The 12,537-nt window shown below is 60.6% G+C and carries 12 protein-coding genes and 1 pseudogene; 3 read left to right on the top strand and 10 right to left on the bottom strand.

Features of this window, described 5'->3' with window-relative positions; translation table 11 throughout:
• On the bottom strand, positions 1–914 hold a 914-nt coding region (locus tag AO268_RS09175), incomplete at its 3' end, for an electron transfer flavoprotein subunit alpha/FixB family protein (RefSeq protein WP_099168487.1).
• A gap of 97 nt (positions 915–1,011) precedes the next feature.
• A pseudogene (locus AO268_RS09170) lies at positions 1,012–1,843 on the bottom strand (electron transfer flavoprotein subunit beta/FixA family protein).
• A gap of 557 nt (positions 1,844–2,400) precedes the next feature.
• Between AO268_RS09170 and AO268_RS09160 the strand changes: the two are divergent.
• Positions 2,401–4,065, top strand: coding sequence for an electron transfer flavoprotein-ubiquinone oxidoreductase (locus tag AO268_RS09160; protein ID WP_076964134.1), 1,665 nt, complete (start codon positions 2,401–2,403; stop codon positions 4,063–4,065).
• Positions 4,066–4,198: 133 nt separating this feature from the next.
• Here the strand turns inward: AO268_RS09160 and AO268_RS09155 are convergent, their stop codons facing one another.
• Positions 4,199–5,092: an AraC family transcriptional regulator gene (locus tag AO268_RS09155; RefSeq protein WP_099168486.1), complete on the bottom strand. Its 894-nt coding sequence runs from the start codon at positions 5,090–5,092 to the stop codon at positions 4,199–4,201.
• A 181-nt stretch (positions 5,093–5,273) separates the two neighbouring features.
• On the opposite strand from AO268_RS09155, the gene AO268_RS09150 reads away from it, so the two are divergent.
• Complete coding sequence (locus tag AO268_RS09150; RefSeq protein ID WP_099168485.1) at positions 5,274–6,326, top strand: NAD(P)-dependent alcohol dehydrogenase; 1,053 nt, start codon at positions 5,274–5,276, stop codon at positions 6,324–6,326.
• On the opposite strand, the gene AO268_RS09145 is transcribed toward AO268_RS09150, so the two are convergent.
• Together AO268_RS09145 and AO268_RS09140 are read right to left on the bottom strand one after the other, a co-directional pair.
• Positions 6,327–7,130, bottom strand: a complete 804-nt coding sequence (locus AO268_RS09145; protein ID WP_099168484.1) for an IclR family transcriptional regulator — start codon at positions 7,128–7,130, stop codon at positions 6,327–6,329.
• 71 nt (positions 7,131–7,201) lie between these two features.
• Positions 7,202–7,681, bottom strand: a complete 480-nt coding sequence (locus AO268_RS09140) for a GNAT family N-acetyltransferase (RefSeq protein ID WP_076964138.1) — start codon at positions 7,679–7,681, stop codon at positions 7,202–7,204.
• Positions 7,682–7,868: 187 nt separating this feature from the next.
• Between AO268_RS09140 and AO268_RS09135 the strand changes: the two genes are divergently transcribed.
• Positions 7,869–8,207: a hypothetical protein gene (locus AO268_RS09135; protein WP_076964139.1), complete on the top strand. Its 339-nt coding sequence runs from the start codon at positions 7,869–7,871 to the stop codon at positions 8,205–8,207.
• Between the two features lie 43 nt (positions 8,208–8,250).
• Here the strand turns inward: AO268_RS09135 and AO268_RS09130 are convergent, their stop codons facing one another.
• The 5 genes from AO268_RS09130 to AO268_RS09110 all read right to left on the bottom strand — a co-directional run bounded on the left by AO268_RS09130 (position 8,251) and on the right by AO268_RS09110 (position 12,503).
• Positions 8,251–8,817, bottom strand: coding sequence for a DUF1285 domain-containing protein (locus AO268_RS09130; RefSeq protein ID WP_099168483.1), 567 nt, complete (start codon positions 8,815–8,817; stop codon positions 8,251–8,253).
• A gap of 16 nt (positions 8,818–8,833) precedes the next feature.
• Positions 8,834–9,439, bottom strand: a complete 606-nt coding sequence (locus tag AO268_RS09125; RefSeq protein ID WP_038442470.1) for a DUF4823 domain-containing protein — start codon at positions 9,437–9,439, stop codon at positions 8,834–8,836.
• 74 nt (positions 9,440–9,513) lie between these two features.
• Positions 9,514–10,482 (bottom strand): GTP 3',8-cyclase MoaA, encoded by a 969-nt coding sequence (locus AO268_RS09120; RefSeq protein ID WP_099168482.1) that lies wholly within the window; start codon positions 10,480–10,482, stop codon positions 9,514–9,516.
• 139 nt (positions 10,483–10,621) lie between these two features.
• The gene (locus tag AO268_RS09115) at positions 10,622–11,275 is read right to left on the bottom strand and encodes a TetR/AcrR family transcriptional regulator (RefSeq protein ID WP_076964142.1); all 654 of its coding nucleotides are present in this window, start codon (positions 11,273–11,275) and stop codon (positions 10,622–10,624) included.
• 445 nt (positions 11,276–11,720) lie between these two features.
• On the bottom strand, positions 11,721–12,503 hold the full coding sequence (locus AO268_RS09110; protein WP_099168481.1) for a TatD family hydrolase: 783 nt from the start codon (positions 12,501–12,503) through the stop codon (positions 11,721–11,723).
• Positions 12,504–12,537: the final 34 nt, after the last annotated feature.

Raw genomic sequence — 12,537 nt, 5'->3', positions numbered from 1 at the left:
GCCACCTGGAAGATCGGCGCTTCTTCGTCCTTGTTGATCGCAACGATCACCTTGGAGTCTTTCATACCGGCCAAGTGCTGGATCGCGCCGGAGATACCGACGGCGATGTACAGCTGTGGCGCAACGATCTTGCCGGTCTGGCCGACCTGCATATCGTTGGGTACGAAACCTGCGTCGACCGCCGCGCGCGAAGCGCCGACCGCCGCGCCCAGCTTGTCGGCCAGGGCGTACAGGTGCTTGAAGTTGTCACCGTTCTGCATGCCACGCCCGCCGGAAACGACGATCTTGGCCGCGGTCAGCTCTGGACGGTCCGACTTGGCCAGCTCTTCGCCAACAAAGCTGGAAGTTCGCCCGCCGGAAACGACGATCTTGGCCGCGGTCAGCTCTGGACGGTCCGACTTGGCCAGCTCTTCGCCAACAAAGCTGGAAGTACCAGGATTGTGCACAGCTGCAACGGCTTCAACCGCAGCCGAACCACCCTCGGCGGCAACCGGGTCGAAACCGGTGGCACGCACGGTGATCACTTTGACCGCGGCAGTGGATTGCACGGNGTCGGCGCTTTCCACCGAAACGATCTCGGAGATCTGGTCAACGTCCAGCTGCGCAGCAACCCGTGGCAGGATGTTTTTGCCGTTGGAGGTGGCGGCAGCCAGGATATGGCTGTAGCCAGCGCCAAGCTCTGCAACCAGCGGCGCTACGTTTTCCGGCAGTTGATGCGCGTAAGCGGCGTTGTCGGCCAGCAGTACTTTGCTCACACCGGCGACTTTTGCCGCGGCTTCAGCCACGGCGCCAGCGCCCTGACCTGCTACCAGTACGTGGATATCACCACCGATTTTGGCGGCAGCAGCCACGGTGTTCAGGGTGGCCGGGGCCAGCACTTTGTTGTCGTGTTCTGCGATTACCAAGATAGTCATTGTTAGATCACCTTCGCTTCGTTTTTCAGTTTCTCGACCAGTTCAGCCACCGACTTGACCTTGATCCCCGCGCTGCGTGCAGCTGGCGCTTCGACTTTTAGATCACCTTCGCTTCGTTTTTCAGTTTCTCGACCAGTTCAGCCACCGACTTGACCTTGATCCCCGCGCTGCGTGCAGCTGGCGCTTCGACTTTGACGGTCTTGTTGGTGGAGGCGGTGGAAACGCCCAAAGCTTCTGGAGTCAGCACTTCAAGCGGCTTCTTCTTGGCTTTCATGATGTTTGGCAGGGACGCATAACGCGGCTCGTTCAAACGCAGGTCGGTGGTGACAATGGCCGGCAGTTTCAGCGAAACGGTCTGCGCGCCGCCATCGATTTCGCGGGTCACGGCAACGCTGTCGCCAGACACTTCGACTTTCGAGGCAAAGGTGCCCTGGCCGTAACCGGTCAGTGCAGCCAGCATCTGGCCAGTCTGGTTGTTGTCGCTGTCGATCGCCTGTTTACCGAGGATCACCAGTTGTGGCTGCTCCTTGTCGACAACGGCCTTGAGCAGCTTGGCCACGGCCAGCGAGGTCAGTTCTTCAGCGGATTCGACGAGCACGGCGCGGTCGGCACCCAGCGCCAGGGCGGTACGCAGCTGCTCTTGAGCAGTGGATGGCCCTACGGAAACGACGACGATTTCAGTCTCGGTCGGCACCCAGCGCCAGGGCGGTACGCAGCTGCTCTTGAGCAGTGGATGGCCCTACGGAAACGACGACGATTTCAGTCACGATGCCCTTTTCTTTCAGGCGTACGGCTTCTTCCACGGCGATTTCGCAGAAGGGATTCATCGACATTTTGACGTTAGCCAGATCGACGCCGGAATTGTCCGCCTTGACGCGAACTTTCACGTTGTAATCGACAACGCGTTTGACAGCTACAAGAACCTTCATGGATTCCTCGTTACTCTCCGGTGAAAAGAAAGCCGCCCGGATAAACCTGGCGGTAGATGCTCAACGGCGCACTAGGGCACCTCTAAAAACGCAGGCCGTCATGACAGATAACGTTGCACGTACTCAATAATAAAGACCGTTCGTCAGGGGTGACCGACAAGTCATTCATCGTCGCAACGTGTAAACTGCGCGCCAGCATTACGTGCGCGTCAACCTGTATTGAGCAGTGCCTTGTCTTTGGACGTGGCCTTGAAACCGGCAGTACGCCTACGGGAAGCGCAAAACCGACCGTATATTGACCGGAACGCCTTTTCCGGTCAATACAGCAAAATAGTCAGATATAAGCCGCGTTGCTTTGATTTATCTAGCTTGCGGACAATTCAAACAAACGTTTGTATTGGACGCTGAGAGTGGTGTAGATATAATGCGCCACCTAGAGAGAAAGGTGGGTTGTCCCCTGCCCTTTTGTAAGAAATTGGCGCAGAAGACGACAGATAAAACACCGAACCTCCACCCATTAGAAAAAAAACTGTTGAGCCTTGAGTAGGAGATAGCCTGTGGAACGCGAATACATGGAATTCGACGTGGTCATCGTCGGCGCAGGGCCGTCGGGCCTGTCTGCCGCCTGCCGACTGAAGCAGAAGGCCGCCGAAGCCGGTAAGGAAATCAGCGTCTGCGTGGTCGAAAAAGGCTCGGAAGTCGGTGCACACATCCTGTCCGGTGCGGTGTTTGAACCACGCGCCCTGAACGAATTGTTCCCGGACTGGAAGGAACTGGGTGCCCCACTCAACACCCCGGTGGTGCGCGACGACATCTATGTACTGCGCAGCAGCGACACCTCCACCAAGGTGCCTGATTTCTTTGTGCCCAAAACCATGCACAACGAAGGCAACTACATCATCTCCCTGGGTAACCTGTGCCGCTGGCTGGCCCAGCAGGCCGAGAACCTGGGCGTGGAAATCTACCCAGGCTTCGCGGCCCAGGAAGTACTGTTCGACGAAAACGGCGTAGTGCGCGGGATCATCACCGGCGACCTCGGCGTCGACCGTGAAGGCCACCCCAAGGAAGGCCTGTACACCCCCGGCATGGAACTGCGCGGCAAGTACACGCTGTTCGCCGAAGGCTGCCGTGGGCACCTGGGCAAGCAACTGATCCAGCGCTTCAACCTGGACAGCGACGCCGACGTGCAGCACTACGGCATCGGCCTCAAGGAAATCTGGGAAATCGACCCGGCCAAGCACCAGCCAGGCCTGGTGGTCCACACCGCCGGCTGGCCGCTGGACATCATGCGCAACGAGAACACCGGTGGCTCGTTCCTCTATCACCTGGAAAACAACCAGGTGGTCGTCGGCCTGATCGTCGACCTGTCCTACAGCAACACCTTCCTGTCGCCGTTCGATGAGTTCCAGCGTCTCAAGCATCACCCGGTGCTGGCCCAGTACCTGGAAGGCGGCAAGCGCATCAGCTACGGCGCCCGCGCCCTGGCCAAGGGCGGCATCAACTCGCTGCCGAAGATGGTCTTCAAGGGCGGCGCCCTGATCGGTTGCGACCTGGGCACCATGAACGTGGCCAAGATCAAGGGCAGCCACACCGCCATGAAGTCCGGCATGCTCGCCGCCGACGCCGTGGCTGATCGCCTGTTCGCCGAGTCCGAAGGCGGCGATGAACTGACGGCCTACGTCGACAGCTTCAAAGCCAGCTGGCTCTACGAAGAACTGTTTGCCACCCGTAACTTCGGCCCGGCGATGCACAAGTTCGGCCCGATCATCGGTGCCGGCTTCAACTGGTTCGACCAGAACATCCTCGGCGGCAAAATGCCGTTTACCCTGCACGACACCAAGCCGGACTACGCCTGCCTCAAGCTGGCCAAGGACAGCCAGAAGATCGACTACCCCAAACCCGATGGCAAGCTGAGCTTCGACAAGTTGAGCTCGGTGTTCCTCTCCAGCACCAACCATGAAGAAGAACAGCCGTGCCACCTGAAGCTCAAGGACCCGAGCATCCCGATCAGCACCAACCTGCCGCTCTACGATGAACCGGCGCAACGCTACTGCCCGGCGGGCGTGTATGAAGTGATCACCCAGGAAGACGGCGAGAAACGCTTCCAGATCAACGCCCAGAACTGTGTGCATTGCAAGACCTGTGACATCAAGGACCCAGCGCAGAACATCACCTGGGTCACGCCGGAAGGCGCGGGTGGGCCGACTTACCCGAATATGTAAGCCAACCGAGGCTCCCAAATGGGGGCCTTGATCGTTCCCACGCTCTGCGTGGGAATGCATCCAATGACGCTCTGCGTCACCAGTTCAAGAGCGTCCAGGGCGGCATTCCCACGCAGAGCGTGGGAACGATCATCTAGGCGGCGCGCTCTTCACCCGGGTTGCGCAGGAAATAGCGCTTATATTCCCGACTGAACTGCGACGTACTCTGATACCCCACGCTATGCGCCGCCTGCGCCACCCCCATGCCTTCGACCAACAACAACTGCTGGGCCTTGAGCAGACGCAAGCGCTTGAGGTACTGCACCGGCGACAGCAAGGTGCAGCGCTTGAAATGTTCATGGAACGTCGACGCACTCATATGCGCATAACCGGCCAGGGTCTCGATGTTCAAGGGTTCGGCGTAATGGGCATGCAGGTGATTCAATGAGGTGGCAATCCGCGAGAACTGCCCCTGCTGTTCCACCAGGGCCCGCAGCACATCGGCCTGTGGCCCGCGCAAGGCGCTGAACAATAATTCCCGCACTCGTGCCGGCCCCATGATCCGGGCTTCCAGTGGATCGTGCAGGCACTGCAACAGCCGCTCGACGCAACCGCGCATCGCGTCATCGAGCACCACCGAGCTCATCGACTCCAAGGTCTGCGCCGCCGGCGGCGGGCCGGCTTGCATGCCCATAGCCATCACCAATTCGCCCAGCACCACCCGATCAATGCCTACGGTCACGCCATACAGCGGGGCATCGGCGGCCATGGCAAACGTCTCGCACTCGAACGGCACCGGCATCGCCTGGATCAGGTAATGCCCGGCGCCATACTCCAGGGTGCGTGGGCCGAGGTAGGCCACCTTGCTGCCCTGGGCCACGAACATCAGGCTCGGCTCATAGATCTGCGGCCCGCGCGCCACGTCGCAACTGGCGCGCAGCACCTGCACGCCCGCCAGGTGAGTCGGGGAGAAACCGTCGCAGGGCGTAAGCCCCTCAATCAAGGAAACCAGCGGGGCGTTGGCATCGAGATGGCGGGTCAACAACATGGCAAAAAACTTCGCGAAAAAGGGATAGAAACATCATCGCAGGTCTGGCGACCTATGAATCCAATCCACGAGCACTCCCGGACGAATAGGCATAAGACTCGGAGCATTTGCCATGTTCGCCCGCAGGGTCGACGCGCAGAATTCGCCACCTCTCCCGTCCACGCTTTGCGAGGTTTTTACCATGTACACCGCCATCGGTTACGCCGCCCAGTCGGCCACCACCCCCCTCGCCCCCATGTCCTTCGAGCGCCGTAGCCCGCGAGCCGATGACGTGGCGATCGAAATCCTGTACTGCGGCGTCTGCCACTCCGACATCCACCAGGCACGCAACGAATGGGGCATCGCCGTGTACCCATTGATGCCGGGCCACGAGATTGTCGGCAAGGTCACTGCCGTCGGCGCCAGCGTCACCGCCCATAAGGTTGGCGACCTGGTCGGCGTGGGCTGCATGGTGGATTCGTGCCGCCACTGCCAAGCATGCACATCGGACCTGGAGCAATACTGCCTCGAAGGCCCGACCATGACCTACGCCACCCCGGATCGCGTGGACGGCAGCAACACCATGGGCGGCTACTCCGACAGCATCGTGGTCAGCGAGCACTTCGTGGTGAAGATTCCGGCCAGGCTCGACCTGGCCAGCGCCGCACCGCTCCTCTGCGCGGGCATCACTACCTACTCGCCGCTCAAGCACTACGGGGTCAAGGCCGGCGACAAGGTGGGGGTTCTCGGCATGGGCGGGCTGGGCCATATGGGCATCAAGTTCGCCAAGGCCATGGGTGCCGAAGTGACGCTGTTTACCCGCTCGGCGAGCAAGGCAGAAGAAGGCCGACGCCAGGGTGCCGACCATGTGATCGTGTCCACCGATGCCGAGCAGATGCAGGCCGCCGCCGGCAGTTTCGACTTCCTGTTGGACACCATCCCGGTGCAGCACGACCTGAACCCCTACCTCGATGTCCTGCGCTTTGATGGCGTGCACATCCTGGTGGGTTTGATCGAGCCGGTCGACCCGCCGGTCAATGCCGCCAAGCTGGTACTGGGTCGTAAAGTCCTGGCCGGCTCGCTGATCGGCGGTATTGCCGAAACCCAGGAAGTCCTGGATTTCTGCGCCGAGCACGGCATCACCTGCGACATTGAAATGCTCGATATCCGCCAGATCAACGAAGCCTATGCGCGCATGATTGCCGGCGACGTGAAGTACCGCTTCGTGATCGACATGGCCACCTTGAAGGCCTGATCAGGCCTTGGCACCCAACTCCGCGGACAGCCGTGCTGCGACCTGCTTGACCAGGGGGATCAGCTCGGCCATTTTTTCCAGCGGCATGTAGGGCACCGTACTGGCGATGCTGATGCCGGCGACAATCCGCCGGCTGGCATCGCGCACCGGTGCGGCCACACAGCGGATCGACGGTTCGTTGTCTTCCAGGTCGAAGGCATAGCCGCCCGCCACATACTCTTTCATACGCTGCTCGAACTGCTCCCAGGATTGTTCCGGGTGCTGCGGCCAGTGCAGGTTTTTCCCGCCTACCGGCAAGCTGGCCTGGTACAGGCGCTGCCATTCCTCGCGCGTGTCATCGAGCAACAAGGCCTTGCCGATCCCGGTGCGCGCCAGGGGCATGCGGTGACCGACCCGCGAGCGCATTTCCGGGCCATTGCGCCCAGGGTTCTTGTGCAGGTACAACACTTCATCATATTCGCGGATAGCCAGGTGGATGGTGTCGCCGGTCTGCACCGACAGCTCATCCAGATAGGGTGTCGCCAGCGTCACCAGCGGCAGTTCTTCCCGGGCCTGGAAGCCCAACTCGATCAACTTGGGGCCCAACAGGTAGCCGACTTGCGGCACCACCCGCAGGTAGCGCTCGTCCACCAGGCAACTGGCCAGGCGGTGCGTGGTGCTGCGGGTGGTGCCGATGCGCCGGGCAATCTCCTTGAGGTCCCGTGCGCCGGCCGCCACCGCCTGCACCACGCCCAGGCCGCGCAGCAGGGTCTGGGTGCCCGTGGGTGCGGGATCTTTGGCGATGACTGCTGGGTTTTCCTGCATGTAGGGCCTATCTAGAAATACGAAAGCGGCGGCCATTATGGCAAATGCCGGGCCTCAAGGCAGGGCCGATCTCAACCCTGGGCGAAGTCGCGCAACGCGTCGCCTTCCATGCGATAGCGCACCCATTCTTCCTGGGGCTGGGCACCGATGGATTTGTAGAAGGCAATGGCCGGTTCGTTCCAGTCCAGCACGCTCCATTCAAAGCGCCCACAGCCATTGTCGCAGGCGATCTTCGCCAGGTGGCGCAGCAACTTCTTGCCCGCCCCGCCGCCGCGCTGCTGCGGGTTGATATACAAGTCTTCCAGGTACAGGCAGTTGCTGCCCAGCCAAGTGGAATAGCTGAAGAAGAACACCGCAAAACCGATCGGCAAGCCGTCGCGCAGGCAGATCAGGCCATGGGCGGTAGCGCCCTCGCTGAACAGGCTGCGTTCGATGTCCACCACGCTGGCGATCACTTCGTGGCGGGCTTTTTCGTACTCGGCCAGTTCAGTGATAAAGGTCAGGATCTGCGCAGCATCGCTGGGCACGGCGGGACGGATCTCGATGGTCATCAACAGGCCTGCGGCTGAAAAAGAAAGGACACATACTAAGGCCCTTTGATGATCGCTTGCAGGGTTTTATGCAGGCGCATCACTGCGCTGTACACCTGTTTAAACCGTTCGTCGCGATCAAGGCACCAACCACAAACCGGGGCTGACCAACATAAGGTACGGACATTATTCCTATGGAGGCTCCACCATGAACACGTCCAAAGTGACTGCCCTCGCCCTCGCCGGCCTGCTGTCTGCGGTTTCCCTGGCCAGCGTCGCCGCGTCCGACCACTCCACCGGCAAGACCGACCCGATTGGCAGCCCGCCCAACCCTGCGACCGAAGAAACCAGGAACTCCATGGGCACCGGGCTGGATACCAATGGCGGAGCCATCATCCAGGACGGCGCCGACCCACGCACCCAAGGCAATGACGGCAACCGCCAGGGCCTGGGCACCGATGTCGAGAACGGCAAGATCGGCCCGGGCAAGAACGCCACCCCAAGCAACATCGATGACAACCTGCCCGGCGCGCCGAAACAACCTTGAGCCACGGACCCTGAAGAGGTATGCCGCACCGATATAGCCGGGCTCAGTCCACAGGTTCCAGGCCAATCGGGAAAAACACCCCGCCACTCCACACCCCCAGCCAGCGCTGGCCATCGATCAGGCGTGTCACCGCCAGCTCCACCAACTGGTAGAACACGTTGCGATGGACCAGCGCCTCCAGGTTGTGGCGCACCAGCACGTAGGGCGAAGGTTCCTGGGTGTGCGGATCAATCAGCACCCGCAGCGGGTGTGCCGGGCCGGCTTCGATCAGGTCTTCGACATTGGAGGTAAACCGCAGGAGCTGGCTTTCGCCCTGCCCCTCGACCTCCAGCGACACGGCCACAAAGGGCGCGTCATCCACCTTGATCCCGACCTTTTCCACCGGCGTGATCAGAAAGTAATCATCGCCATCGCGACGGATGATAGTGGAGAACAGCTTGACCATCGGTTTGCGCCCGATGGGGGTGCCCAGGTAATACCAGGTGCCATCCCGGGCGATACGCATGTCGATATCGCCACAGAAATCCGGGTTCCACAGGTGAACCGGTGCCGGTCCCTTGCCCTTGGGCAATTGTGCCAACAAATCATTGGCCTTGGCCGAACCCGTCATGCTGTTCTCCTTTGAATTACTGGTCGCTCATGCCCAGCAGGCTGCGAGCGTACTGGCGCAGCGGTGGGCCAAGCAGGTCTTCAGGCTTGTTGTCGTGGAACGTCAGTAAACCGCCACGGCTGCGAATGCGTGCAGTATCGATCAAATACTGGGTGCTGGTCTCGATCAACATGATTTGGATCACCCCGCTGTCGACACCCAGCCGGTCGAGTGCTTCCTGGTCGGCCCACTCGTCCGCATTGCCGATGCGATCATCCGCCTTGGCAAACCGTGTATACAACAGGTAATGGGCGCCTACCTCGCGGGCCTCGGCCATGGCCTGCTCCAAACCTTCCGGGGCGCGGGCGCGGCGCACCATGGGGAAGTATTCGATAAAACCGTTGAAGGCTTCTTCGGCCACCACATTGGGCCGCGGGTAGGCACTGCCCGGCGGCGTGAACGCGCCCTGGGCGATAAACACAAAGGAGTCGGGCTGAATGCGAACCGAGTTGGAACGGCGGGTGTCGCTGTGGTCCAGCAAACCGGCATCGCTCATCTGATAGCGAGTGCCTTCGGCCATATCGCTGACTGTCATGCAGCCACCCAGCGCAAACGACGCCAGCAACAAAACCAGACTACGCATCCTATCCTCCAGAGGCCGGTGACGGAAAACCGGCGAATGGGCACGAGATGCAGATTTTGCGCCAGCTTGCCTGGCTAGCCACCAATGATCTTCATCACCGTCGCCCCGCCCGAAAACGCCACTTCCTGCTTGTCACCCAAGGCCTTGACCAGCAAGCCCTGTAACGCCGGCAGGGCCTGGTGTCGCGGCTTGTCCAACAGGTCGCCGACATAGTGGCGGTTGCTCGAAGACAGGCAGCCGTGCAGCCAACCCGTGGACGACAGGCGCAAGCGCGAGCAGGTTCGGCAAAACGGCACGCTTTCATTGGCGATCACACCGAAGAAGCCCTGGCCGGGAATTTCATAACGCACGGCCGTGGCATCCACCGGGGCGTCGGCCTGCAAGTATTCGTGATGCTCGCCAATCAGGCTCAACAGTTGTTGAAGGCTGACGAATTGCTGCAGGAAGGCGTTGGAGTCGCTGGCCAGGTGGCCCATGCGCATCAATTCGATAAAACGCAGTTCATAACCACGCGCCAGGCAATACTCCAGCAGCGGCATCACCTGGTCGAGGTTCTGCCCGCGCAACGGCACCATATTGACCTTGATCCTGATCCCCGCCGCACTCGCCTGGTCCATGCCATCGAGGACCGTGGCCAGGTCGCCGCCCCGGGCAATCCCGCGAAAGGCGGCGGCATCCAGGGTGTCGAGGGACACATTGATCCGGCGAATGCCGGCATCGACCAGCAATGGCAACTTGCGCGCCAGTAACTGGCCATTGGTGGTCAGGCTGATATCGCTCAAGCCCATCTGCCCGACAGCCTGCATAAAGGTTTCGAGCTTGGGGCTGACCAGTGGCTCGCCGCCGGTAATGCGCAGGCGATCGATACCCGCCGCCTCGATCAGGTAGGCCACGCCACGGGCCATGGCCTCGGCCGAGAGCTCGTCCTGCGCAGCCACCAGCCGCTTGCCATTGGGCACGCAGTAGGTACAGGCGTAATTGCAGGCTGAGGTCAGGCTGATCCGCAAATTGCGAAAACGCCTGCCTTGACGATCAACGATCATGGATCACTCCGGCAGCGGATAATTCGGGCGCGCTAAAACCTGACTTATAAATCAGATTTTAGCAAGGTCCTTGCCTGAGTATATTCCTGGGTTGGCACACACGGCAGTAAATCAGCCGGCCATTGTCCGGGTGAATGCCTTAGGTGGCAGGCGTCTCGGGGTTCGGCAGGTCGGAGCTGTGCTTGCGCTTGTTGCCCATGCGCACGCCGATGTCCATCAGGAACTGGAAGAAGCCTTCCTGATCTTCCAGCACGTTGCTCCAAAATGGCGAGTGGTACAGCGCCACGGCGCCATGGACCAACGCCCACGCGGCGCAGTAATGGAAATAAGGTGGCACGTCTTCCAGCTTGCCTTCGCTGATCCGACCCTTGATCAGCAGGGTCAGGCGCTCGAAGTTCGAGGCACGGATCTTGTGCAGTTCCTCGACCATTTCCGGCACCTGGTGACCCTTGACCACTTTTTCTTCGAGGCGGTCGAACAGGCGATAGCGCTGCGGGTCACGCATGCGGAACTCGAAGTAGGCGCGGGACAGCGCTTCCTTGTCCTTGTCGACGTCGGCCGAGTGCAGCAACTCGTTCAAATCGCGCTCGTAGTCGAGCATCAGGCGCAGATAGATCTCGGCCTTGGATTTGAAGTGTTTATAGATCGTGCCTTTGCCGATACCCACGGCATCCGCAATCATCTCGACGGTGACGCTGTCTTCACCCTGTTCGAGGAACAATTTGAGCGCGGTGTCGAGAATTTCCTGCTCACGGCGGCGAAACTCACGGACCTTACGGGGTTCTTTGTGCATAGAAAGAGGTCTGCAGAGGTCAGGATTGGGAGGGCTTGGCGCCATAGGGCTCACAGGGTGAACCGATGATGGAACGTTTTACCCGGTGCGCGGGATTATCCCGACTGGACGGTCGTTGGGCAACGTCTATATGAACAACCCATACACTAAACTTACAGTGCGCCAACGAATCAGGCGATATGGGTCAGAAATAAAACACCGGCCCGCGCAATGTATTGCTGCTCATTGAGAACTCAAGCGAAGCGGACGTATTCCAAATCTGTTTAAAAAACGACCAAAAGCGACTGGACTGCACGCCATACTGATCAATACTTCATCTGTCGGTGTGACATCTCCCCCAAGTGAAGCACCGATATGGGTACCAACGGACCGCGTATCCTTGTTTACTCCTAATGGTCTTAACCCGGATTCACCCCCCAGAACCCGGGTTTTTTTTGCCTTGAATTCAGCGAACGTGCGCCAGGGGGAACAGACGCTTGAAGTTCGCGGTGGTCTGCTCGGCAAACCCCTCGACCGACTCGCCGCGCAACATCGCCAGGTAATCGGCCACATCCCGCACATATTCCGGCAGGTTCGGCTTGCCACGGTGGGGGATCGGCGCCAGGTATGGCGAATCGGTCTCCACCAGCAAGCGGTCGGCCGGCACCTGGCGCGCCACATCCCGCAGGGCCTCGGCGTTGCGGAAGGTGACGATGCCCGACAGGGAAATATAGAACCCCAGGTCCAGGGCCGCCTTGGCCATTTCCCAGTCTTCGGTAAAACAGTGCAACACACCCGCCTGGGGCAGCGCCGCTTCGCGCAGCAAGGCCAGGGTGTCGGCACGGGCGCCGCGGGTATGCACGATCACGGGCTTGCCGGTCTGCTGCGCCGCTTGCAGGTGCAGGCGGAACGAGGCCTGCTGCAGTTCGGCAGCTTCCGGCTCGTAGTGGTAATCCAGGCCTGTCTCGCCAATGGCCACTACGCGCGGGTGATTGAGTTCGCCCAGCAACCAGTCAAGGGCCGGGGCTTCGCCAGGCTTGAGGTCCAGGGGGTGGATGCCCACCGAGCAATCCACATCGGCATAGCGTTCGGCCAGGGCCTTGACGTGGGCGGCATTCTCGGCGCTGACGCCAATGCACAGGAAGTGCCCCACACCCCGCTGGCGCGCAGCATCGAGGGCGGCATCCAGGGAGCCGTTGTGGGCGGCGAGGTCGAGGCGATCAAGGTGGCAATGGGAATCTACGAGCATAAGAAGTTACAACTTGCGTCACAGGAAGTGTCCG

This window comes from Pseudomonas sp. ICMP 8385, from assembly GCF_002699915.1.
GTDB lineage: Bacteria > Pseudomonadota > Gammaproteobacteria > Pseudomonadales > Pseudomonadaceae > Aquipseudomonas > Aquipseudomonas gessardii.
This window is presented reverse-complemented; position numbering and strand designations above follow the sequence as displayed.

What these genes read in the sequence shown, in the direction of transcription:
- AO268_RS09125 (WP_038442470.1), bottom strand. Translation starts at nt 9,439, where the DNA reads ATGCGTAGTCTGGTTTTGTTGCTGGCGTCGTTTGCGCTGGGTGGCTGC.
- AO268_RS09135 (WP_076964139.1), top strand. Translation starts at nt 7,869, where the DNA reads ATGAACACGTCCAAAGTGACTGCCCTCGCCCTCGCCGGCCTGCTGTCT.
- AO268_RS09115 (WP_076964142.1), bottom strand. Translation starts at nt 11,275, where the DNA reads ATGCACAAAGAACCCCGTAAGGTCCGTGAGTTTCGCCGCCGTGAGCAG.
- AO268_RS09150 (WP_099168485.1), top strand. Translation starts at nt 5,274, where the DNA reads ATGTACACCGCCATCGGTTACGCCGCCCAGTCGGCCACCACCCCCCTC.
- AO268_RS09110 (WP_099168481.1), bottom strand. Translation starts at nt 12,503, where the DNA reads ATGCTCGTAGATTCCCATTGCCACCTTGATCGCCTCGACCTCGCCGCC.
- AO268_RS09145 (WP_099168484.1), bottom strand. Translation starts at nt 7,130, where the DNA reads ATGCAGGAAAACCCAGCAGTCATCGCCAAAGATCCCGCACCCACGGGC.
- AO268_RS09140 (WP_076964138.1), bottom strand. Translation starts at nt 7,681, where the DNA reads ATGACCATCGAGATCCGTCCCGCCGTGCCCAGCGATGCTGCGCAGATC.
- AO268_RS09155 (WP_099168486.1), bottom strand. Translation starts at nt 5,092, where the DNA reads ATGTTGTTGACCCGCCATCTCGATGCCAACGCCCCGCTGGTTTCCTTG.
- AO268_RS09130 (WP_099168483.1), bottom strand. Translation starts at nt 8,817, where the DNA reads ATGACGGGTTCGGCCAAGGCCAATGATTTGTTGGCACAATTGCCCAAG.
- AO268_RS09120 (WP_099168482.1), bottom strand. Translation starts at nt 10,482, where the DNA reads ATGATCGTTGATCGTCAAGGCAGGCGTTTTCGCAATTTGCGGATCAGC.